Genomic DNA, 23,295 nt, shown 5'->3' on the forward strand with positions numbered 1-23,295 from the left:
ATATGTAACAAGGATAACGCAAATTGCAGTTAACGACTTGGAGCTCATCGAGTAAGGCCTACTATCGCCTGAGCCCGGCACGGGTCAACAACTGCGACAAAAGGTTTCTAGGATAAGCCGTCAGGCGTTTTTTACCCGTATAAGCCAACAAAAACCGTAGCTTCTGTCCTGGCGTCGCCACATGGCTCTTGCGCAGCAGGCTACGCAAATCCCGAACCCTGTCGCGCTCGCCAAACCAGGCATGCCGGGTCTCTACCAGATCGATCAGCCGCGCCCCTGCGCCATCTGCGTCAAGCTTGAGAAAGATATGTCGCGGATAGAGGCTATTGTGCATCCGCTCGGCATTGTGCAGAGAGCGAACCAGCGCCGCAGCAGCCAGAATCAGATCCTGCCTGTCGCGCCAGGCCAGGGTTTGCCAGCGCTCGAACCACCAGGTGAGCGGCTTGTAGATATCCAGGGCGCGGGTAAGCAAGATCGCTTGTTTATGTCCTCCTTCGCAGCGCTGGGCAAAGAAGGCTGCCTCCAGTGCAGGAATACCCTGGTGCGCAAAATGCTGGATAGCGCGAAACTCGCGGGCGAATGTCGGCTCGCCCAGCGGATGTCTGAAACTGCGCGCCAACTGGTGATCCTGTCGCTTGAGATAAAAACTCTGGGGGGCGCCGTTGGCATCTTCAAGCTCGATACGCACGACCTTTTTCCAGCCCTTGCCACGCGAGGGCGCCAAACCATTCTCTGCATCACCGTAACGCCAGAGGCTGTCAAAGCTATCAAGTCCGTGGCGGGCCAGAACGTCGCGCGCATTCACTGCGATAAAGGCTGGACTGGTCATTCGCGCCCCCTGAAAAACGCCACGATAGCTTTGATACGTTTTCTGTCTCTAGCCGTCAGACGACGGTTTTCACAGTAATCAAAATAGAAGCGCAGTCGCTGGGTCCGCGTAAGGACCTGCTTGCCCAGTTTGTCGAGGCAGGCGAGGTCCTTGATGATCCGGTACTCAAGCGGCGGGCCCCACCAGAACGAGCCACTGGGGCAATCGATCATGAAAACATCGGGGTAGGTTTTTTCATCAACCAGAATATTCCGCCACTTGAGATCGTTATGGGCGAACCTCTGATCGTGCATCATGCGTGTTGCGTGTGCGACCTGCCGCGAAACATGATTGACCCAGGCAGGGTTGCGAAAACGCGGATCGTTACTTTTGGCTATCTGGGCAAGATCTGCTGTATCGGAAAGCTCTTGGGTAACCAGCGCGCCACGGAAAAAGGCACCATTGCGACGCTCCAGGCCGAAACCGACAATAATCGCAGAGGGTATACCCCATGCCTGAAAGTGCTGCAGATTCTCCCATTCCGCCTGAATCCGCGCCCTCCCGATATAACGGCGCAGATTCTTGCCTGCCCCGGTATAACGCTTGACGTAATAGTAGCGGTCGGCAACCCACACCTTATGGACAGTACTGATCGGGTCGCTGGTGATTTGCTCTCCCTCCAGTGCAAACACCGTATCGAGGTCCGCAAAGTGCTCTCCACTGACCCCGGTTGCATACTCTGGATTAAGCGTCCAACCCGTCATGCATCAGGACCCTTGGCATACTTGCGCTCGAAGCGCGCCTGAAGAAGCCCGGCCTTGGCTTCAAGCATTGCCAACAGAGCACTTTCATCAGAAAGCACCTGACGTAGCGGTCGAGCGAAATATTCGCGTAAAAAACGCAGCTTATCGCGGCGTGTGAGACCAATATTCAGTGCCGAGAAGTACAACCCGGCCAGGTCCTTGTCGCGCCAGCGACGCGGCACCTTGTTACGAATCTGGGCCCGGTGCAGATCAATCAGCGACAATTTGAAATTCTCAGCTGTTGGCTGCCTGTCGGTGTGCAGCAGAAAATGACAGATATAGCAGTCTCTATGGTTCACACCCGCCCCATGCATGTTACGGGTCATGCGCGCCACTTCAATTATCAAAGCCCGCTTAAGCGTTGGCGGCGCCGGATTGACCAGCCAGTCCTGACTGAAATCCTCAAGACTGACCGTTGGCGCGAGCTCTTCGGTAATGATGAAGGAGTGAAGGTTAGCCGGATTCACCCCGCGTTCACCGAAGGCAACCGCTGTCATGGTGGGGACCCCCGCAGCGGTAAGGACACCAATGGCTTTCCATTCCTGATCGGCACCCAGCACAGGTCGTTTCAAGGTTAGCCAGTTTTTCAGGATTTCAGCCCAGCCGACACCACGATGAATCTTGACGAAATATCCCTGACCGGCAACCTCGGTGCGCAACGTGCGCCGTGCCTCCAGTTCGCGAAACACCTCACCCTGAAGCTCCTCGACCTGGCGAAACGCATCCCGGCCCGCCCAGAGAGTGGCAAAGGGTTCGGATAGGTGCAAAGTCAAAGCGTCTCTCCCAGAATCACATCAGCAGCTCTGTCCGGCAGGCTATAAAGATCCGCGCGGTCGGCAAACGCCAGCGCATTGTCATGCCAGCGCAAACGGACTTCACGATCCTCGAGAACCTGTAACAAGGTCTTATTGAACTGGTGCTGCTCGAAGGGCGTCGGAATCACACGCCCGCAGTCCGCTTCTTCAATGTAATGTGCATAGCCACAGACGTCAGTAACCAACACTGGCAAACCCGCTACGAGCGCTTCGAGCAACACGGTGCCGGTGTTCTCATTGTAGGCAGGATGCACCAACAAATCTGCGCCCAGCAGAAAACGGGGTACGTCATCCCTACCGGCGAGAAATTCGACCTGTTTGCTCAAGCCGGCGGCCCGCGCCTGCATCTGAAACGGCTTGGCATCGTCCTGACCAATAACAATCAGCCGTGTGCGTTTGCGCAGATTCGCGGGCAGACTCGCGAGCGCCGCAATGGATCGATCCAGGCCCTTGGTCTTGAAGCCGGAGCCCACCTGCAGCAGCAGAAGATCGTCACTACCTAAACCGAATTCACTGCGAAAGGCTGCGCGCTGTGCGGCGGCGTCGGGTGGGGCTCTACGATCGGGTGCGATACCCGGGGGCAGCAGGTGAAACCGATCCTCGGGGGTACGGTAGTGCTTCATGAACAGGGGCTTTTGTACCTCGGAGATCATCAGGATCTCCGTGCCACGCTCGGGGGCAAAAACGGCGTTTTCATACTCTGAGAAATGGCGATACCGACCCCCAATGCGATAAAGAGGGTTACGCAGCGTTTGCGCTTTGTCTTCAAAGCAGGGGTCAGCTGCGTAATAGACGTCCAAGCCTGGCATCTTGTTGAATCCAACGACCCGGTCGACTGGTCGCCTCGCCAGATCCGCCTGAACCCAAGCGGTAAATTTCTCGTTACGACGATGATTGGAGAACGCTTTCACCGGCGCGACCAATACTTCGAATCCGTCAGGGACTTCACCTTCCCAGATCAGCGTGTAGACCCGGACAGCATGTCCACGATCCTGGCATACGCGGGCGATACGCATGAAGTCGCGCTGCAGCCCGCCAAAGGGAAAATACTTGTAAAGTACAAAAGCCAGTTGCATCAGAGCGCTCTCTCTTGCGCCAACAGTCCTTCCAGTTGAGTCATGACTCTGTCGGGAGACAGCCGGGTAAAGCATAGTGGTTGTTCGCTGTGCAGATCGAACTCGCGGGCATCAGCAGGCGTGGGAGTATATACGCAGCGCTTCTGCATGCACGGCGCGCAGGGAAAATCACTCGCCAGATGAATCTGAGCGCTACCATAGGCGCCGGTGAATCCGGCATTGGTTGGCCCGAACAGGGAGATGCCGGGTACATTGAGGGCAGCGGCAAGGTGGCCAAGCCCGGTGTCGACCGCAACACAGGCGCGGGCTCCGGCGATGATTCGCGCAATCCCTGCCAGCTGCATTGGAGGTAATACCTGCACACCATCAAGACTGTCGGCAATTCGCTCGGCCCGGGCTTTTTCGGCAGCGCTACCCCAGGGCAGCCGCACCTCAAGGCCCTGCTCTCTCGCCAATTCAGCCAGCCTGCGCCAATACAACTCTGGCCAGTGCTTTGAGGCCCAGGTGGTACCGTGTAGAAAAAGCACATAGGGCTGAGTGACAGGTCCACCGTTGAAATACTCGCAATCGAGCCCGTAGTCCCCCATTCCGGTCGGCAACGGATAGCCAAGGGCAGTGGCGAATAACTGCCGCACTCGCTCGACCGCATGCTGGCCCCAGGGCACGTCGATACCACTATCATAAAACCGGCTGGCAAGCGGCTCCCGGGCCGAAGTACGGTCGAGCCCGACCACCGGGCCCTGGGCGTAGCGGGTCAGAAATGCACTCTTGAGCAAACCCTGAGCATCAATAATCAGGTCATATCGCGTGCTTTTCAGGCGGCGGCGAAAACTCTTCCACTCGCCGCTACGCAAGGTTTTCAGCGGGTTCTTGCGCCAGCGACGAATAGCCACAGGGATGACCTGCGCAACTGCCGGATGCCAGGCCGGAATCTCGGCAAATCCCTCCTCCACCACCCAGTCGAACTCGATATCGGGAATCGCCCGGCGCGCATCGGTCAAGGCAGGCAGGGTATGAATCACGTCCCCCATGGAGGAGGTCTTGATCAGTAGTACGCGCATGGGTCAGCTGTCCTGCGGGTCGGCAAGAGGCTCGCCGACAAGACGATCAAGTGCCGCTACGACAAGACCGGGGCGCAGGTCGCGCAGGCAGTTGTAGTGGCCAAACCGGCAAGTACGATCGAAACAGGGGCTGCATTCGAGGCCCAGCTGCAGAGTCTCCACGCTGGAAGCCAGAGGCGGTGTGAATCCGGGTGAGGTGGATCCATAGACAGCAACAAGAGGCCTATCCAGCGCCGCCGCCACATGCATCAGGCCCGAGTCGTTACTGACTACAGCGCCGGCACAGGACAGCAGATCGATTGCTTCGGCAAGACTGGTCTCACCCGAGAGGTTGACTGACTCTTCACGTAATCCAGGTATCAGGCGCTGGCGAATATCCTCGCCGACCGGATGGTCCTTCTTCGAGCCGAAAATCCACACCTGCCAACCCTGGCGAATTTTCTCATCCGCCACAGCAGCATAATGCTCGCTCGGCCAACGCTTGGACTCGCCAAACTCTGCACCCGGGCAAAGAGCCAGCACTGGTCGATCCAGGGCCAGGCCAAAACGGCCAAGCGCTGCTTCGCGGCTATCATTCTCGATCTTTAAGGCGGGTCTTGGATAGGGCTGGGATATTGCAACTTGAGGCGCAAAAGCCAGAGCCATGAAACGTTCGATCATGAGCGGATAACGCGCCTTGTCCAGCACTCGCACGTCGTTGAGCAAGCCATAGCGCATTTCGCCACGCCAACCGGTCCGCATGGGAATCCCGGCAAAGAAGGGGACCAGTGCGGACTTGAGCGAATTGGGTAGAACAAAGGCTTGGTCGTAACACCCTGCCAGCTCCTTGCCTATACGCCGGCGAGTACCAAGCTCAAGTGCGCCATGCCCCAGCGGAAAGCTGAGCGCCTGCCTGACTTCCGGCATGCGTTCGAGAATCGGCCGGCTCCAGTCTGGAGCCAGCACGTCGATCTTGCAGTCTGGGCCATGCTGGTTACGCAGGCAGGTGAACAGCGTTTGCGCCATCACCATATCCCCGACCCAGCTGGGTCCAACAATAAGAATATTCATAAACTCAGCGTCAGACCGCACGTTTCAGGCGGCAAGTCAGTAGCGTGCACCCCGTAAAGAAGGGGGTGCAGCTCGACGCTTGCGGCAGAGCGCTCACCGGACAAGCGTCCGCCACTCAGGATGAGCGCCGCTCTGGCCGTTGACCAGATCGAAGTAGGCCTTCTGCAGCTTCTCGGTAATAGGGCCCCGGTGACCCGCACCAATCTGACGGCAGTCCAATTCGCGAATGGGCGTTACTTCCGCGGCTGTACCGGTGAAAAAGGCTTCATCGGCAATATAGACTTCATCCCGGGTGATGCGCTTCTCAACAATCGGAATATTCAGCTCGCGTGCCAGTGTCAGAACCGTACTACGGGTAATACCGTTCAAACAGGCAGTCACCTCGGGTGTGTAAATCACTCCGCCTTTGATGATGAAGATATTCTCGCCCGACCCTTCAGCCACGTAACCTTCTGGATCCAGCAGCAAGGCTTCATCTGCACCGGCAGATACGGCTTCCTGCAGCGCCAGCATGGAGTTCATGTAAGCGCCGCTGGCCTTGGCCCGAGTCATCGTGATGTTGACGTGGTGGCGAGTAAAGGAACTTGTGCGGATCTTGATACCGCGTTCCAGCGCTTCATCACCCATGTAAGCGCCCCAATGCCAGGCGGCGACTGTCACGTGTACCTTGAGGTTGTCAGCCCGGATTCCCATGCCTTCGGATCCGTAAAATGCCAGCGGGCGGATGTAAGCGGTTTCCAGATTGTTGTCACGCACTGCAGCGCGCATGGCTTCGTTGATCTCCTCTTTGCTGAAGGGGATCTTCATGCCCATGATGTGAGCTGAATCGAACAGCCGGTCGGTGTGCGCATCGAGCCGGAATATTGCGGTGCCATCCGGCGTCTTGTAGGCGCGTACACCCTCGAATACGGCCATGCCGTAATGCAGAGAATGTGTAAGCACATGAATATTGGCGTCGCGCCAAGGCACCATTTCGCCGTCAAACCAGATAAAGCCATCACGATCGGCCATCGACATTGCAGCCCGCTCCATAATATGAGGTTGTACTAAACTGGTAGATCTAAACTCGTTTGTGTCGGCCGCCCTCCTCTGTCGAGAAGAACGACCGATCCTGCCACGCCTAATCAGGTAGCCACTGTTGCCAGAGGGCCATGACAGCGCGACGAAAATCGTGGAACTGGTCGCCGCTTACCTTGCCTGGCTGCTTTTGCAATGCCAGGCGGTGGGCTGCTGCACGGTAAGCTTTGTAAGCCTCCTGCAGACGCTGCACGTCTTCGCCAGATACCAAGCCAGCGTCTCGCAGCCCATCAAGTATTCGGATGTTGTCGGTGTACCGCAGCAATTCGGGGTGCTGGCACGACCAGGCCAGGACGGCATATTGCACCATAAATTCGATGTCGACGATACCTCCGGCATCCTGCTTGAGATCAAACGACGCCTGTTCAGTAAACGCCAACGGGGCGAATCCCGCACTGGTTGCCCTGGTACCCAGATTGTCGCGCATTTTTTGTCGCATGCCCGTGACCTCGGCACGCAGTGCAGCCTCGTCACGGGGCTTGCCGAGCACCTCGGCACGCAACACGTGGAAACGATGACTCAAGCGCTTGCACCCGGCCAACACGCGAGCCCTGACCAGAGCCTGGTGTTCCCAGGTCCAGGCTTCTTCGCGCTGATAACGCGCATAGGACGCCAGCGAACTCACCAACAAACCAGACTCGCCGGAGGGGCGCAGGCGCATATCCACTTCATACAGAGCGCCGGATGTGGTCTGCGCATTAAGCATATGAATGATCCGCTGACCGAGACGGGTGTAAAACCTGCTGCCATCGATCGGCCTGGGACCATCGGTTTCAGCCTGGCCATCTCCATCGTGGATGAAAACCAGGTCCAGGTCAGACCCGTGACCCAGTTCAACGCCACCAACCTTGCCGTATCCCAGAATTACAAAGTCCATTTCACAGTCGGAGCCATCCGCGCGCTTGGGCTTGCCGTGGCGCAGAGTCATCTCCCGCCAGGCCAGCTGCAGAACCTGCTGCAAGATCGCCTCGGCGATCCAGGTAAGATAATCGCTGACTTTCATGAGCGGCAGGCTGCCAGCAATTTCAGAGGCCGCAACCCGCAGCACATGGGCTCTCCTGAAGTATCGAAGCACCTCCATCTGCTGTTCCAGGTCATCCTCGGGAATGCGCATCAATTGCTGACGAAGCTCATCAACAAGCTCTTCGGTTTCCGGTGGCCGATACAGCCGCCCTGCATTCAGCAGCTCATCCAGGACAACCGGATAGCGGGTTATCTGTCCGGCAATCCAGGGGCTGGCAGAACACAGCACCAGCAATTCACGCAACGCCCCGGGGTTCTCGGTCAATAGCAGAAGATAGGCTGACCGCCGGGCAACAGCCTCTACAAGTGGCATGACGCGATCCAGGGCCAGATCCGGGTCATCCTGTTCGCTGGCCATACCCAGAAGCCGAGGTACAAACACATCCAGTCGCTCGCGACCCAGCCTCTGCATGGACTTGACCCGACCCGAATTAAGCAGGCCACCGATCTTGCGCCAGGCCTCATCAGGATCCTTGAACCCTCCTGAACGTAGCTGCTCGACGGCCTGCTCAGGATCACCACTTTCCCATACCGGTATCCATTCGGCATGCCAGCCGGGCTCCTCATCCTGATCCTCATCAGGATCGGCAATGACACCTGCGAAATGATTTGCGACACGATCGCGGTGCATATCCAGTGTCTCTCGGAACGAGCTCCAGTCGTCAAATCCCATTATGTAGGCGATGCGAGCCCGGCCCTGAGCGTCTGTTGGCAACATCTGGGTCTGACGATCATCAATGGCCTGAAGTGCATGCTCGACATCACGGAGAAATAGATAAGCTGACTTGAGCTCCTCCACTACTGCCGACGGCAGATATACGTTGGCCCCCAATACATCAAGCACCGTGAGAATCGGTCGCTGCTGTAGCGCTCTTTCGCGTCCACCATGGATGAGCTGAAAAGCCTGTCCGATAAACTCGATTTCACGAATACCGCCGGAGCCCAGTTTTACGTTGTCCTGCAGGCCCTTGCGCTGAACCTCTCGCTGGATCATGAGTTTGAGACTACGCAGCGCTTCAATGGCAGCAAAATCCAGGTAACGCCGGTATACAAAAGGCTTGAGCATGGCTTGCAGTTCGGCGCCCGCTGCCTGGTCTCCGGCCACAACGCGGGCCTTGATCATGGCATACCGCTCCCAGTCACGACCCTGACTCTGGTAGTACTGCTCCAGGGCATCGAAACTGAATACCAGCGCACCACTGTCGCCATAAGGGCGCAACCGCATGTCCACGCGAAAAACGAAGCCATCAACGGTTATAGCGTCCAGTGCCTTGATCAACCGCTGTCCAAGCCGGATAAAAAACTCCTGATTGGAAAGACTGCGCCGCCCGCCTTGCGTCTCGCCGGCCTCCGGGTAGGCGAAGATCAGATCGATATCCGAGGACAAATTGAGTTCGCGCGCACCCAGCTTGCCCATCCCCAACACCACCAGATGCTGAGGTTCGCCCGCTTCGCTCGTTGGCGTTCCCTGGGCGGTGCAGGTATCTGCGTACAACCAACGATAGGCAGCCTCGATGCATTGATCAGCCATCTCGGATAAATCTCGAACGGTCTCAGCAGTTGCAGCCCGGCGGGTCAGATCCCGCCAGATAATCCGCACCTGCTGTTCCTGGCGGAACCGGCGCAGGGCTTGCCCCAGCAATTCCTCCGTATCAGCCGAGGCCAGAGCCTCGGCCAGCATTGTCGCCATCTCGCCCTCGGCCAGAGGGCGCCATAGCAGATCATCGCAGGTTAACCTCCAGGCCATGGCCGGATCGCGTCGCAACTGCTCGGCAACGAAATCGCTACCTGCCAGCACATGACGCAGCTCGGCCGTGAACACTTCAACATACTCTTGCGGCTGTTTGAGGTCATCGCGCGCGACTGCCGCGCTCCATTGGGCCAAATGATGATCAACCAGCGGCTGCAACGAAACCGGGAGGGGGGACGGCGGAGAAAAAACCATGGTCTATCCTGTAATCGATAATGCTGCAGCTTGCCACGCCAACAAGGTATGGAAAAGAGGCCCAACCATGGACCGCCTGGTCATAATGTAGTTTTACTACCAAAGTAGCAGCTCATTATCGTGATAAGCGTATTTTTTGTAGTTATACTACAAACACCGAATCTAATACTCGTCAGTCAACTTGAGCGTTGTGCTCGCAGGGACTGATAAGGCCCACAAGGTCTGGAGCTAATAATGAAGCAAGACGATATCGATCCCCTTGAAACCCAGGAATGGCTCGACTCTCTGGAATCTGTTCTGGATAACGAAGGCGAGGACCGTGCGCACTACCTGATCACCCGCCTCGGGGAGCTCGCCAGCCGAAGCGGCACACCGCTGCCCTACGCAATCACTACACCCTATCGCAATACCATACCTGTTACCCACGAGTCTCCGATGCCCGGTGATTTGTTCATGGAGCGGCGCATCCGCTCGATGGTTCGCTGGAACGCCCTGGCCATGGTCATGCGTACCAACCAGCAAGATCCGGATCTGGGTGGTCACATTTCCACTTTTGCTTCCAGCGCTACGCTCTACGACATAGGCTTCAATTACTTTTTCAAGGCACCCACCGATGAACACGGCGGTGATCTGGTCTTCTTCCAGGGGCACGCTTCCCCCGGCATCTACGCCCGCGCCTACCTGGAAGGTCGCATATCCGAAGACCAGCTCAACAACTTTCGTCAGGAAACCGATGGCAAAGGACTCTCCTCCTACCCTCACCCCTGGCTGATGCCTGACTTCTGGCAGTTCCCGACCGTATCCATGGGGCTTGGTCCCATCCAGGCGATCTACCAGGCACGTTTCATGAAGTATCTTGAGCACCGAGGCTTTATCAAGCCCGGCAAGCAGAAGGTCTGGTGTTTTGTTGGCGACGGTGAGACCGACGAACCCGAGTCCCTGGGTGCCATCTCATTGGCCGGCCGAGAGAAGCTCGACAACCTGATTTTCGTCGTCAACTGCAACCTGCAGCGCCTGGATGGTCCGGTGCGCGGCAATGGCAAGATTATCCAGGAACTCGAAGGCAGCTTCCGCGGTGCCGACTGGAACGTGATCAAGGTCATCTGGGGCCGCATGTGGGACCCTCTGCTGGCTCGCGATCACGACGGCCTGCTACAGCAGCGCATGGAAGAAGCGGTCGATGGTGACTATCAGAACTACAAAGCGAACGATGGCGCCTACGTACGCGAGCATTTCTTCGGCACCCGCCCGGAACTCCAGGAGATGGTCAAGGATCTGACCGACGAGGAAATCTGGAAGCTCAACCGCGGTGGCCACGACCCCTACAAGGTTTACGCGGCCTACCACGACGCGGTGAACCACACTGGTCAGCCATCTGTGATTCTGGCCAAGACTATCAAAGGCTACGGCACCGGCGCCGGCCAGGGTCAGAACACCGCTCATAACACCAAGAAAGTCGATATTGACAGTCTCAAGCTGTTCCGTGACCGATTCGACATCCCGGTCAACGACAAGGATCTGGAGAAACTGCCCTTCTACAAACCCGAAGAAGGCAGCGCCGAGTACAAGTACCTGCACTCGCGGCGCGAGAAACTCGGCGGCTATATGCCCCAGCGTCGTGCCGAAAGCTTCAAGGTGCCCGTGCCACCACTCGACACCCTGAAAGCGATCCTCGATGGCAGCGGCGATCGGGAGATATCCACGACCATGGCGTTTGTGCGCATTCTCTCGCAACTAGTGAAGGACAAGGAGCTAGGACCGCGAATCGTGCCTATCGTACCGGATGAGGCACGAACCTTTGGTATGGAGGGCATGTTCCGCCAACTGGGCATCTACTCCTCGGTCGGCCAGCTTTACGAGCCCGTCGACAAGAATCAGGTGATGTTCTATCGCGAGGACAAGAAGGGTCAGATCCTCGAGGAAGGCATTAATGAAGCCGGGGCGATGTCCAGCTGGATAGCCGCCGCCACGGCCTACAGCACCTACAACCAGCCGATGCTGCCGTTTTACATTTTCTATTCAATGTTCGGCTTTCAGCGTATCGGCGATCTTGCCTGGGCGGCCGGTGACAGCCGTGCCAAGGGCTTTCTGATCGGTGGCACAGCCGGGCGTACCACTCTCAACGGCGAGGGCCTGCAACACGAGGACGGTCACAGCCATATTCTGGCGTCGACGATCCCCAACTGCCGTAGCTACGACCCCACCTATGGTTACGAGCTTGCTGTGATCATCCGCGAGGGTGCGCGGCGGATGATGGAGGAGCAGGAGAACGTCTATTTCTATCTCACCGTGATGAATGAAGCCTACGAACAACCGCCGATGCCCAAGAGCAAGGATGTTGAAGAGGGCATCATGCGCGGCATGTATCTGCTCGAAGAGGCGAAGAAACCAGCCAAGCTGCACGTACAGCTGCTCGGCAGCGGCACCATTTTGCGCGAGGTAATCGAAGCCGCGAATATCCTCAAGGAGCAGTTCAAGGTCACCGCGGATATATGGAGCGTGACCAGTTTCAATGAGCTACGCCGGGACGGCCTGGATGTAGAACGCTGGAATCGCCTGCACCCGACCAAAACCGCCAAGGTCAGCTTCGTCGAGCGTAATCTGGCCAAGCGTGCGGGTCCGGTCATCGCTTCGACTGACTATATGAAGCTCTTTGCCGACCAGATTCGCCAATGGGTGCCTGGCACCTACAAAGTGTTGGGAACCGATGGTTTCGGGCGTAGCGACAGCCGTCGCAAGCTACGGCATTTCTTCGAGGTTGATCGTAACTGGGTGGCCTACAGCGCGCTGGTCGCGCTAGTGGAGTCCGGGGATCTGGATTCAAAGGTGCTCGGCGACGCGCTGAAATCCTTCGGTATCGATCCAGGCAAAACCAACCCGCTGGACTGCTGAGGAGCGATGCAATGAGTGAAGTAATCAAGGTACCCGGCATCGGTGACGGTGAAGGCGAAGTCATTGAAATACTGGTCAAGGCTGGCGACAAGGTCGAGGCGGAGCAAAGCCTGGTAGTTTTGGAGTCCGACAAGGCCAGTATGGAAATCCCCTGCCCCAAGGCAGGCACGGTCAAGTCAATCAAGGTCAGCATGGGCGACAGCCTCAAGGAAGGCGATGACCTGATTGAGCTGGAGGCTACAGACGAAGAAGAGGACAAGTCAGAGGAGGAGCCTGAAGCCAAAGAATCCAGCAACAAGACCAAGCAAGAAGAGAAGCAGGATAACGAACCCGCAGAGCCCGCAACTGCGGAAACCAAAGCGAGTGCAGACGACAGTGATACCAAAGGTGAAGTGAAAGAGGTCAAGGTTCCTGATCTGGGTTCCGACAGCAAGGCCGAAGTCATTGAAATACTAGTGGCCAAGGGCGACAGGGTCGAGGCAGACCAGTCACTTATTGTGCTCGAATCCGACAAGGCCAGCATGGAGATCCCAGCACCCTTTGCCGGCACCGTGGAGTCGGTGGAGGTCAAAAAAGGCGATCAGGCTGGTACCGGCGATCTGATCCTGCACATGCGCACCGCGAGTGAGGGCAAAGAAAAACCAAAACCGGAAAAGCCCGATACTCAGGCATCTGCCCCAAAGGCGGAAGAAAAGAAAAACGATCCCGAGCCCGCCGCTCCGAAGCAGACTGGGCAAGAGGTCGGCGACAAACAGGACGAGCAGCCCGAGGAAGAAACTCCGCCGCCGGTGGGTGGTCCCAGCCGCGAAGGTACCAAGGTACATGCCGGTCCAGCGGTGCGTTTGCTGGCCCGTGAATTCGGCATAGAGCTGGCCAAGGTGAAACCCAGCGGTCCGCGCGACCGTATCCTCAAGGAAGACGTTCAAAAGTACGTGAAAAGCCTGGCCAAACAGGAGAAACAATCTGCGGCCGCGGGCAGCGCGGGCATTCCGTCGGTACCACAAATCGATTTCAGCCGTTTCGGCGAGATCGAAACCCGAGACATGACACGACTACAGCAGGCCGGGGCTACAAACATCCACCGCAGTTGGCTGAATGTTCCGCATGTGACCCAGTTCGACCTGGCGGATATCAGTGAGCTGGAGAGCTTCCGCAAGGCGCAGAAGACCGTCGCCGAGAAAGCTGGAGTCAAGCTCACCGTGCTACCCTTCCTGCTCAAGGCCTGTGCCCATCTGCTGCGCGAGATGGACAATTTCAACGCCTCATTGGCGCCGAATGGAAAACAGCTGATCTACAAGAAATATGTGCATATCGGGTTTGCAGTCGACACGCCGGACGGTCTGATGGTGCCAGTGATTCGCGATGTGGATAAGAAGAGCTTGCTGCAACTGGCCGGCGAAGCGGCCGAACTGGCGGAAAAAGCACGCACCAAGAAGATCAGCGCCGATGCGATGCAGGGTGCCTGCTTTACTATCTCCAGCCTGGGGCATATCGGCGGGACTTACTTCACGCCGATCGTCAATGCACCCGAGGTGGCCATACTCGGCGTGTCGAAAGCGACCATGCAGCCGGTATGGGATGGTGAAGCGTTTCAGCCGCACCTGATGTTACCGCTATCGTTGTCCTACGATCACCGGGCCATTAATGGTGCAGCCGCGGCGCAATTCACCAAGCGGCTAGGCGAGCTACTGGGCGACATTCGGTCTATGTTGTTGTAGTTACACCGGGGGCCGAGACAGAACTCGGTCCCCGGTCATTCCTCAGCCAGTGAAAACAAATTGATCATCTACAACTGTGGCCTGGATGGTTACACCCGGCTCGAAATCACCAGACAGAATACGCTGTGCCAGTGGGTTTTCGATCCAGCGCTGTATGGCCCGTTTCAACGGCCGCGCCCCGTAGACCGGGTCGTAGCCAACAGCGATCAGTTTTTCCAGGGCTTCATCCGTTAGCTCCAGACTCAACTCTCGCTCGGCCAGGCGGTCGCCCAGGCGTTGCATCTGGATACCAGCGATACCTGCAATCTGATCCCTTCCCAGCGGCTCGAAAACAACTACTTCGTCGATCCGGTTAATAAACTCAGGACGGAAATGCTGCCCAATGGCATCCATCACTGCCGCGTGCTGCCCTTCGGGATCTCCGACCAGCTCCTGAATCTGCGTGGAGCCCAGGTTTGAGGTCATCACAATCACGGTATTGCGAAAATCCACAGTGCGCCCCTGGCTGTCCGTCAGACGACCATCCTCAAGCACCTGCAGCAATACGTTGAACACATCCGGGTGGGCTTTTTCGACCTCGTCCAGCAGGATCACCGAATAGGGCTTGCGGCGAACCGCCTCAGTCAGATAGCCACCCTCTTCGTAACCTACATATCCCGGAGGGGCGCCGATCAGGCGCGCCACAGAATGCTTTTCCATAAACTCGGACATGTCGATGCGCACCATCGCCTCTTCGGTATCGAACAGGAATTCTGCCAGCGCTTTGCATAGTTCGGTCTTGCCGACACCAGTCGGCCCGAGGAACATGAACGAGCCGCTGGGGCGATTCGGATCGCTCAGACCGGCCCGGGAGCGGCGCACCGCATTGGATACCGCGACCACCGCTTCATGCTGGCCAATCACCCGCTTGTGCAGGCCCTCCTCCATGCGCAGCAGCTTGTCACGTTCGCCTTCAAGCATCTTCGATACCGGAATACCGGTCCACTTGGAAACGACTTCGGCGATTTCCTCTTCGGTTACCTTGCTACGCAGCAACTGATTCTCGGTGGGCCCGTGTTGCTCGGCCATCTGCTGGCTGCGCTCCAGGTCGGGTATCACGCCGTATTGCAATTCGGCCATGCGCGCCAGCTCGCCCTTGCGCCGGGCGGTCTCGAGCTCCTGGCGAGCCTGCTCGATTTTCTCCTGGATTTGCGCGGTTCCCTGGACGTCAGCTTTTTCCGACTTCCAGATCTCTTCCAGATCGGCGTACTCGCGCTCAAGCCGGGCTATATCTTCCTTGAGTTTCTCCAGGCGCTTGAGAGCGGCCTCGTCATCTTCCTTCTTCAAGGCTTCACGTTCGACCTTGAGCTGTATCAGGCGGCGCTCCAGTCGGTCGAGCACCTCCGGCTTGGAATCGATTTCCATGCGAATACGACTCGCCGCTTCGTCGACCAGGTCGATTGCCTTGTCCGGCAACTGGCGATCAGTGATGTACCTGTGGCTCAGCTTGGCGGCGGCAATGATCGCGCTATCAGTAATAGCGACCTTGTGGTGCACCTCATAGCGCTCTTTCAGGCCACGCAGAATGGCAATGGTGTCCTCCTCGCTGGGCTCATCCACCTGCACCTTCTGAAAACGGCGCTCTAGTGCGGCATCCTTTTCAATGTACTTGCGGTACTCATCCAGCGTGGTGGCACCCACACAGTGCAGCTCGCCGCGGGCCAAGGCGGGCTTGAGCATATTGCCCGCGTCCATCGAGCCCTCGGCTTTGCCGGCACCGACCATGGTGTGCAGCTCGTCGATGAACAGGATGACCCGCCCTTCCTGCTTGGACAGCTCGTTTAGTACGGATTTGAGCCGCTCCTCGAATTCGCCGCGGAACTTGGCGCCGGCAATCAGCGAGCCCATATCCAATGACAGCAGTCGCTTGTCGCGCAGGCCGTCGGGCACCTCGCCATTGATGATGCGTTGCGCCAGCCCCTCGACGATTGCAGTCTTGCCCACGCCGGGCTCACCGATCAGTACCGGGTTATTCTTGGTGCGGCGCTGCAGGACCTGAATCGTGCGACGGATCTCATCATCACGGCCAATAACCGGATCGAGCTTGCCTGCTTCGGCCTTGGCCGTCAGATCCACGGTGTACTTGTCCAACGCCTGACGGGACTCTTCCGCGTTCGGGTCGTTGACTGATTCGCCGCCGCGCAGGTTGCTGATTGCGGTTTCCAGGGCTTTCTTGGATACGCCCTGGTCGAGCAGGATCTTGCCCAGCGCGGTATTACTTTCCATGGCGGCAAGCAGCACCAGTTCACTGGATATGAACTGATCATTGCGCTGCTGCGCCAAACGGTCGGCCTGATTGAACAGCCGGGCCATATCCTGTGAAAGATTGATATCGCCGGTGGGGTTACTGACAGTCGCAAGCTTCTCGAGAGCATCGTCCAGAGCCGCACGCAGGGCATTGGTGTCAAAACCCACCTGACGCAGCAAAGGCTTGATCGAGCCTTGCTGCTGATCCATCAGGGCAAGCATCAGATGTACTGGTTCGATTTGCGGATTATCGCGCCCGACAGCCAATGACTGGGCATCGGAGAGTGCCATCTGCAATTTACTGGTAAATCGGTCGATTCGCATACTATGTCCATCCTTTACTGAAAGCCGCAGGCGGCGCCTGGCAGCATCGTTATCATTGAGTATGGACTTTTAATAGGGACAGTAGCTGACGTTTCAAGGTGTGAAACCTTGATCAGAGTCAATTTTTTGTCATTATGCGTTAAAGACTTGCAGTCAAGCCGGGTTCTCGAGCCAGATCATCGAAACGAATCGTCCAGTCTGGCCATCACGTCGATAGGAAAAAAATTGGGTTGGGTCACTCACCGTGCAATGCTCAGCCCCGTAAATGCGCTGCACCCCGCACGCTTCTAAGCGCTGGCGAGCCAACATGTATATGTCGGCCAGGTAATGATCACTGCGCCCTGAGGGCACGAAGGCCTCACGCGAAAGCGCATGAGCAGCACAGAAGGCCTCGAATACTTCTGGCCCGACCTCGAATGCCTGAGGTCCGATGGCAGGTCCGAGCCAGGCCATCAGGTTCCCGGGGGCCTCATCCATTGCGTCCACCGTATTGTCCAGAACCCCAGCGAGCAATCCCCGCCACCCCGCATGGGCTGCCGCCACTCGCGTGCCGGCCTGATTGCACAGCAGCACTGGCAGACAATCGGCCGTCATTATGCTGCAGGCCAATCCAGGCTCCTCTGTCCATGCCGCATCAGCTTCCAGTATCTGCCCTGCATTGGCCTCAACGACGACAGTTCCGTGGACCTGTTTCAACCAGGCTGGCCTCGCTCCCAGCGACCGCTGCAACTCCGCCCGGTTGGCCGCGACATGGGCTGGTTCATCGCCCACGTGATCACCGAGATTGAACCCTTTCCAGGGTCCCTGGCTGCACCCTCCACGACGGGTCGTGATGCAGGTCCTCACCTGCTCCGGGGCCGGCCATTGAGCCTGTAGAGCAGTGAAACTCATTCGCCCAGCTCACCGTCTTCACGTAACAGCGCCAGCAGATTCTGCATGTCCGCGGGCAACGGCACTTCCCAACTCATGGTCCGCCCGTCGTCGGGATGCTGCAACTCCAGGCGCCTTGCATGTAACGCCTGACGAGGAAAGCCGCGCAAGGTTTCGATCAGTTCAGGGGTCGCGCCAGCGGGAATCCGCATGCGCCCGCCATAGGTCTGGTCGCCTATCAGCGGAAAATGGATATAACTCATGTGCACGCGGATCTGGTGAGTACGTCCAGTTTCAAGCTTCACCCGCACATGGGTGTGTGCACGAAAACGCGTGATAACCCGGTAATGACTAACTGCCTGTTTACCGCCGACCATCACCGCCATTTTCTGCCTGTTGGTGCCATGCCTGGCAATCGGCTGATCGACTTTCCCACCGGCGGTCATGACGCCAACAGTTACCGCTTCGTATTCCCGGGTTACCGATCTCGCCTGGAGTTGCGCAACCAGATCCGTCTGCGCTTCCAGTGTCTTGGCTACGACCATCAGGCCGGTCGTGTCCTTGTCAAGACGATGTACGATGCCCGCCCGGGGCACCTTGGCCAGCTCTGGCGCATGATGCAACAGCGCATTAAGCAGCGTGCCGTCCTGATGCCCTGCTGCCGGATGGACTACCAACCCGGCGGGTTTGTTGATGACCATCAGCGCCTGGTCTTCATAAATAACATCCAGCGCAATGGCTTCGGGTTGCCAGTCACCCTGCACTTCCCGCTCTGCATCAAGGACCAGTTTCTCGCCCCCGTATACCGTATCCCGAGGGCGCACGCTGCGGCCGTCCACGGTAAGACAGCCGTCTTTGATCCACCCCTGCAGCCTTGAACGGGAAAAATCAGGAAATAGCTGGGCGGCCACCTGGTCAAGGCGCTGGCCACCACTTTCGGGGGCAACTAACGCGGTCATGCAGATACGATCGGACATTCGGGACTCACTGGAGGGCGCAATGGGCGCTTTGGCGGCGACGCAATCCTATTTTGGAATCGGCGATGCGCTGTGGTTAAATACGGCTTCTTTACGGGTACCAGCCGACTCAGCCGGATACCCGAAAACAGGTTGCAACTATAACAGGACGGCTGTCGGCGCAACAGCGCATGGTCGTCCATCCAGGTGTCACATATGTCGATGAAACACTTTCTGCTGGTCGGTCTGCTCGCGCTCATTTCAGCCTGTGCATCCAATCAGGTGCTAGACGAATCCCTGAGCGAATCAGAACTGTACCTGCTGGCCCAACAGGATCTGGATGCCAACAGTTACAGCGCAGCGGTGGAAAAACTGCGCGCTCTGGAGTCACGCTATCCATTTGGTCGTTTTGCCCAGCAGGCGCAGCTGGAACTGATATATGCCTACTATGAAAACCTTGAGCCGGAAGCATCCAAATCTTCGGCAGATCGGTTCATCCGCCTGCATCCCCAGCATCCGAACGTGGACTACGCCTATTACATGCGAGGAATGACCTCCTTCACCCGTGACAGGGGCATTTTCGAGCGCTTTCTCCCGCTAGACATGACCCGCCGTGATCCTGGTGCAGCACGCGACTCCTTCAATGAATTCGCCCAGTTGGTGAGCCGGTACCCTGAAAGCCGTTATGCCCCGGATGCGCGCTTGCGGATGGTGTACCTGCGCAACCTGCTGGCTTCCTACGATGTGAACGTGGCGCACTACTATCTCAAACGTCAAGCCAACGTTGCCGCTGCAAACCGCGGGCGATACGTGGTCGAGAATTTTCAGCAGACCCCAGCAGTAGCCGACGGCCTTGCAATCATGGTCGAAGCCTATCAACGCATGGCGATGCCAGAGCTGGCAGAAACGTCTCTGGCAGTACTACGGGCCAATTACCCTGAGCATCCAAGCCTTGAAGGGGACAGCTTCCGCCATCATGTCGAGCCTGCCAAGCGCGAGCGCGGTATGTTCACTGGCATGGCTGGCGACCTGATGGACAAGGTCATGACCCCGCCATCACGTAACACTGGAACGCAGATGGAACGTGAGATGCAGCAGCAATATCTTGAGGCTCTGAATGCGTTACCCCGCGAGATCCGTGCTCCTTCACAAGACGTAGAAGAAGAACAGGGTCGCTCGATCTGGAGCCGCATTACCTTCGGTCTATTTGACTAGATCGCCGCCACTCTCTGGCCAGAGCCTCTTCATGGGGATCTGGCCATGGTCACTCGCTACCCCGCAACAGCACATCGTAAGACATCACCTTCAAGTCTGGAGACTGTGTCCAGGCTTTGGCGCCAGTCGTGGTTAAGCTACAATGTCCCATCATTTTGCTGGGGGCAAGACCATGGGGCTTATGAAACTGCTGGTGCTCGCACTCGTCGTGTTCGCCTTGTTGACCCTGTGGCGTCGCATAAAGGCAAAGAGCGCAGCCCGCAGTAAGCGAGCGCAGCGTGCCGATACCCCTCAAACAATGGTCAAATGCAGCCATTGCAGGGTGCACGTACCAGAAAAAAAGGCGCTGCGTAGCCCAAACGGCTGGTATTGCTGCGCCGAGCATCGCGATACGCACAACCATGAGTGACCAGGCAGACTCCCAGCGCCCTCGGATATTGCGGCTATACAATCTTTATCGGGTCGTCCTCGGTTTCTGCCTGGCGTTACTGACCAACACAACTGCACGCGATGGACTTCTCCAGTTAAGTAATCCGCAGATCTACGAAATAGCCAGTTGGTTTTATCTGCTGGTTAACGTTTTGATCGCGGTACTGCTGCATCGAGGTCGCCGCGACCTGCATTTGTTCGTGGTCTCAGTGCTGGATATCTTTTTGCTGGGCATCATCTTCTATGCCGCCGGGGGTCCGGGGAGCGGCTTCGGCAACCTGCTGATCATTCCTGTGGCCATCGGCAATATCCTGCTGCATGGTCGTGTTGGTCTCCTGCTTGCCGCGCTGGCGAGCCTGGCAATCATCTATCTGACTTTCTACCTGACACTGTCCCACCCTGGCGTCAGCCAGGGTTATTTGCAGGTTGGTGTGCTGGGTTGTATTTACTTTGCCGTAGCCATGTTCGTGCAACGCCTGAGCGTGCGTCTGCGTCAATCAGAAGGTCTGGCTCAACAACAGGCCGCGAGTCTGGCCAGCCTGGAAAAGGTCAATCAACTGATCATTCATCGCATGCGCACCGGCATCATCGTTGTGGGCACGCGTCACAAGGTGCTGCAGGCAAATGAAGCGGCCGCTCAGATGCTGGGCAAACCAATCATTCGCGGCATGGACATCGAAGAGCTGGCAATCGGCCTGGCACAGCGGTTGCGGCATTGGGAAGAAACACCCTCCATCCGACCCATGCCCTTCAACAATCACAGCGGTGGGTCAGAAATAATGGCTAACTTCAAGCCGCTGGCTACCGACAGTGAAGAGACTGTGCTGATTTTCCTGGATGACAACACGCAGGTGGCACAGCAGGCTCAACAGATGAAACTGGCATCGCTGGGCCGCCTTACCGCCAGCATTGCCCATGAGATCCGCAATCCGCTCGGAGCCATAAGTCACGCCGCACAGTTGCTAGGCGAGTCTCAGGATCTCCCGGCGGCGGACCGTCGCCTCAGCGAGATCATCCAACAACACTCACAGCGCATGAACAAGGTAATCGAGACAGTTCTGGAGCTCTCCCGCAGACGGCCAAGCGAGCCTCAACTGGTTGACCTGGGCCTGTGGCTTGACCAGTTCGCGGCTGATTTTCTGGCCGGCAGCCCGGGCAATGACAGTCTGGAGCTTGACATAGCATCACCAGGAATCCAGACCCGCGTCGACCCCCACCAGTTAAACCAGGTTATGGATAACCTTTGCCGTAACGCACTGCGTTATACGGAGGCTGCAGGCTTGCATAAAACCATCTGGCTCAGGCTTTATCTCCAGTCAGACTCGGAGTTGCCGACTCTGGAAGTAATAGATCATGGTCCGGGCATTGCCGAGGAACATGTGCCACATATTTTCGAGCCCTTCTACACCACCCACGCCAATGGCACCGGGTTGGGCCTGTATATTTCCAGAGAACTTTGCGAGAGCAACCAGGCTCGCCTCGAATTCGAGCCGGTGTTACCGCGAGGCTGCTGCATGCGCATAACCTTTGCGCATCCCAAACGCCTCATATAAACCAACACAAGCCCCAGGAAAACGGATTCAAACAATGGCGCAGACATCAAGCCCCCTGGTACTGATCATCGACGACGAGCCGGACATCCTTGAGCTGCTGGATTTGACATTGCAACGCATGCAACTCGAAACCCGCAGCGCCACCAGCATGACCCAGGCAATGCAGTTGCTGGCAAATACCCACTTTGATCTGTGTCTGACAGACATGCGATTACCCGATGGCGACGGCCTGGCGATCGTGCGTCACATCCAGCAGAACCACCCCCAAACTCCGGTGGCCATGATTACAGCCTACGGCAGCCTGGATACCGCCATCAGCGCACTTAAAGCGGGCGCATTCGACTTTCTGACCAAGCCGGTCGACTTGCAGCGCCTGCGCGAACTGGTCCAAAGCGCCTTGCGCCTTACCCAGACGCAAAAACCTGAGCTTACGGAGGACGCACCGGATCCAATCCTGGGTCGTTCGCCGCCGATAGAGCAATTGCGCAAACGTATTGCCAAGCTGGCCCGCAGTGAAGCTCCGCTCTACATCAGCGGTGAGTCGGGTAGCGGCAAGGAGCTTGTTGCAAGGCGTATCCACGCATTGAGTTCGCGCTCACAGGCGCCTTTTGTCCCGGTCAATTGTGGCGCCATCCCCTCCGAGCTGATGGAGAGTGAGTTCTTTGGTCACCGCAAGGGTAGCTTCACGGGCGCGGTCGCCGACAAGCCAGGCCTCTTTCAGGCAGCGGGCGGCGGCACACTGTTTCTCGACGAGGTTGCCGACCTGCCCGTGTCCATGCAGGTCAAATTGCTGCGTGCCATTCAGGAAAAAGCTGTACGGCCCGTGGGAACCCAGCAGGAAGAGTCGGTCGACGTTCGTTTGCTCTGCGCAACCCACAAGGATCTTGCAGTAGAAGTAGCCGAGGGTCGATTTCGCCAGGATCTTTTCTACCGGATCAACGTGATCGAGCTCAGCGTTCCCCCCCTGCGCGAGCGCCACGAGGATATTCCACTACTGACCCAGCATATTCTCGCTCGCCTGGCGATACGCAACCAGATGCCGATACCGCACATAGGTGCGCAGACAATGGAAAGGCTGATCAGCTACCGCTTTCCGGGTAACGTGCGCGAGTTGGAAAATATCCTTGAGCGTGCCTTCACTCTGAGCGAAGGCGAGGTCATTGAAACAGGTGATATTCACATTTCAGCCTGCCCTACGACCATCACCTCGCAGGCCACTCCCTCATTGGGAGATATTGGCTCGTTGGAAGACTATCTCGACAATATCGAACGCAATGCCATTACTCAGGCATTGGAAGAAACTCGCTGGAACAAGACGGCAGCAGCAAAACGTCTGGGATTGACATTTCGCTCACTGCGCTACCGTTTGAAGAAGCTGGGAATGGAAGACTGAC

General features: G+C 57.4%; 17 protein-coding genes. 6 read left to right on the forward strand and 11 right to left on the reverse strand.

The genetic code is table 11. The features are described 5' to 3' along the window. Nucleotides 1–61: 61 nt before the first annotated feature. The 8 genes from AAC076_RS05260 to glnE all read right to left on the reverse strand — a co-directional run bounded on the left by AAC076_RS05260 (nt 62) and on the right by glnE (nt 9,658). Nucleotides 62–829: a lipopolysaccharide kinase InaA family protein gene (locus AAC076_RS05260; protein WP_339843367.1), complete on the reverse strand. Its 768-nt coding sequence runs from the start codon at nt 827–829 to the stop codon at nt 62–64. Next, nucleotides 826–1,572: a lipopolysaccharide kinase InaA family protein gene (locus tag AAC076_RS05265; protein ID WP_339843369.1), complete on the reverse strand. Its 747-nt coding sequence runs from the start codon at nt 1,570–1,572 to the stop codon at nt 826–828. The genes AAC076_RS05260 and AAC076_RS05265 overlap by 4 nt, the downstream gene beginning before the upstream one ends. Then, the gene (rfaP, locus tag AAC076_RS05270; RefSeq protein ID WP_339843370.1) at nt 1,569–2,384 is read right to left on the reverse strand and encodes a lipopolysaccharide core heptose(I) kinase RfaP; all 816 of its coding nucleotides are present in this window, start codon (nt 2,382–2,384) and stop codon (nt 1,569–1,571) included. Before rfaP ends, AAC076_RS05265 begins: the two co-directional genes overlap by 4 nt. Then, nucleotides 2,381–3,502, reverse strand: coding sequence for a glycosyltransferase family 4 protein (locus tag AAC076_RS05275; protein ID WP_339843371.1), 1,122 nt, complete (start codon nt 3,500–3,502; stop codon nt 2,381–2,383). The genes rfaP and AAC076_RS05275 overlap by 4 nt, the downstream gene beginning before the upstream one ends. Then, nucleotides 3,502–4,563 carry a lipopolysaccharide heptosyltransferase I gene (waaC, locus tag AAC076_RS05280; RefSeq protein ID WP_339843372.1) on the reverse strand — a complete coding sequence of 354 codons (1,062 nt, stop codon included), beginning with the start codon at nt 4,561–4,563 and terminating at the stop codon, nt 3,502–3,504. Before waaC ends, AAC076_RS05275 begins: the two co-directional genes overlap by 1 nt. A gap of 3 nt (nt 4,564–4,566) precedes the next feature. Beyond that, nucleotides 4,567–5,613, reverse strand: a complete 1,047-nt coding sequence (gene waaF, locus AAC076_RS05285; RefSeq protein WP_339843373.1) for a lipopolysaccharide heptosyltransferase II — start codon at nt 5,611–5,613, stop codon at nt 4,567–4,569. 93 nt (nt 5,614–5,706) lie between these two features. Next, nucleotides 5,707–6,630: a branched-chain amino acid transaminase gene (locus tag AAC076_RS05290; protein ID WP_339843374.1), complete on the reverse strand. Its 924-nt coding sequence runs from the start codon at nt 6,628–6,630 to the stop codon at nt 5,707–5,709. Nucleotides 6,631–6,733: 103 nt separating this feature from the next. Then, nucleotides 6,734–9,658 (reverse strand): bifunctional [glutamate--ammonia ligase]-adenylyl-L-tyrosine phosphorylase/[glutamate--ammonia-ligase] adenylyltransferase, encoded by a 2,925-nt coding sequence (gene glnE, locus AAC076_RS05295; protein WP_339843375.1) that lies wholly within the window; start codon nt 9,656–9,658, stop codon nt 6,734–6,736. 234 nt (nt 9,659–9,892) lie between these two features. Between glnE and aceE the strand changes: the two genes are divergently transcribed. Together aceE and aceF are read left to right on the forward strand one after the other, a co-directional pair. Beyond that, a complete protein-coding gene (aceE, locus tag AAC076_RS05300) occupies nt 9,893–12,550 on the forward strand; it encodes a pyruvate dehydrogenase (acetyl-transferring), homodimeric type (RefSeq protein ID WP_339843376.1) in 2,658 nt (885 codons plus the stop codon). A gap of 11 nt (nt 12,551–12,561) precedes the next feature. Further along, entirely contained in the window at nt 12,562–14,268 is a 1,707-nt protein-coding gene (gene aceF / locus AAC076_RS05305) for a dihydrolipoyllysine-residue acetyltransferase (protein WP_339843379.1), read from the forward strand. A gap of 42 nt (nt 14,269–14,310) precedes the next feature. Here the strand turns inward: aceF and clpB are convergent, their stop codons facing one another. The 3 genes from clpB to rluD all read right to left on the reverse strand — a co-directional run bounded on the left by clpB (nt 14,311) and on the right by rluD (nt 18,725). Next, on the reverse strand, nt 14,311–16,878 hold the full coding sequence (gene clpB, locus AAC076_RS05310) for an ATP-dependent chaperone ClpB (protein WP_339843380.1): 2,568 nt from the start codon (nt 16,876–16,878) through the stop codon (nt 14,311–14,313). A gap of 153 nt (nt 16,879–17,031) precedes the next feature. Further along, a complete protein-coding gene (gene pgeF / locus AAC076_RS05315; protein ID WP_339843381.1) occupies nt 17,032–17,769 on the reverse strand; it encodes a peptidoglycan editing factor PgeF in 738 nt (245 codons plus the stop codon). Then, nucleotides 17,766–18,725, reverse strand: a complete 960-nt coding sequence (gene rluD, locus AAC076_RS05320; RefSeq protein WP_339843383.1) for a 23S rRNA pseudouridine(1911/1915/1917) synthase RluD — start codon at nt 18,723–18,725, stop codon at nt 17,766–17,768. Before rluD ends, pgeF begins: the two co-directional genes overlap by 4 nt. Before the next feature lie 195 nt (nt 18,726–18,920). Here rluD and AAC076_RS05325 point away from each other — a divergent pair, with 195 nt between their 5' ends. The 4 genes from AAC076_RS05325 to AAC076_RS05340 all read left to right on the forward strand — a co-directional run bounded on the left by AAC076_RS05325 (nt 18,921) and on the right by AAC076_RS05340 (nt 23,294). After that, entirely contained in the window at nt 18,921–19,919 is a 999-nt protein-coding gene (locus tag AAC076_RS05325) for an outer membrane protein assembly factor BamD (protein WP_339843385.1), read from the forward strand. Nucleotides 19,920–20,061: 142 nt separating this feature from the next. After that, the gene (locus AAC076_RS05330; RefSeq protein WP_339843387.1) at nt 20,062–20,328 is read left to right on the forward strand and encodes a PP0621 family protein; all 267 of its coding nucleotides are present in this window, start codon (nt 20,062–20,064) and stop codon (nt 20,326–20,328) included. Further along, nucleotides 20,321–21,901, forward strand: a complete 1,581-nt coding sequence (locus AAC076_RS05335; RefSeq protein ID WP_339843388.1) for an ATP-binding protein — start codon at nt 20,321–20,323, stop codon at nt 21,899–21,901. The genes AAC076_RS05330 and AAC076_RS05335 overlap by 8 nt, the downstream gene beginning before the upstream one ends. A 34-nt stretch (nt 21,902–21,935) precedes the next feature. Next, on the forward strand, nt 21,936–23,294 hold the full coding sequence (locus AAC076_RS05340; RefSeq protein ID WP_339843389.1) for a sigma-54 dependent transcriptional regulator: 1,359 nt from the start codon (nt 21,936–21,938) through the stop codon (nt 23,292–23,294). Nucleotide 23,295 lies beyond the last annotated feature (1 nt).

The organism is uncultured Halopseudomonas sp., from assembly GCF_963977355.1.
Taxonomy (GTDB): domain Bacteria; phylum Pseudomonadota; class Gammaproteobacteria; order Pseudomonadales; family Pseudomonadaceae; genus Halopseudomonas.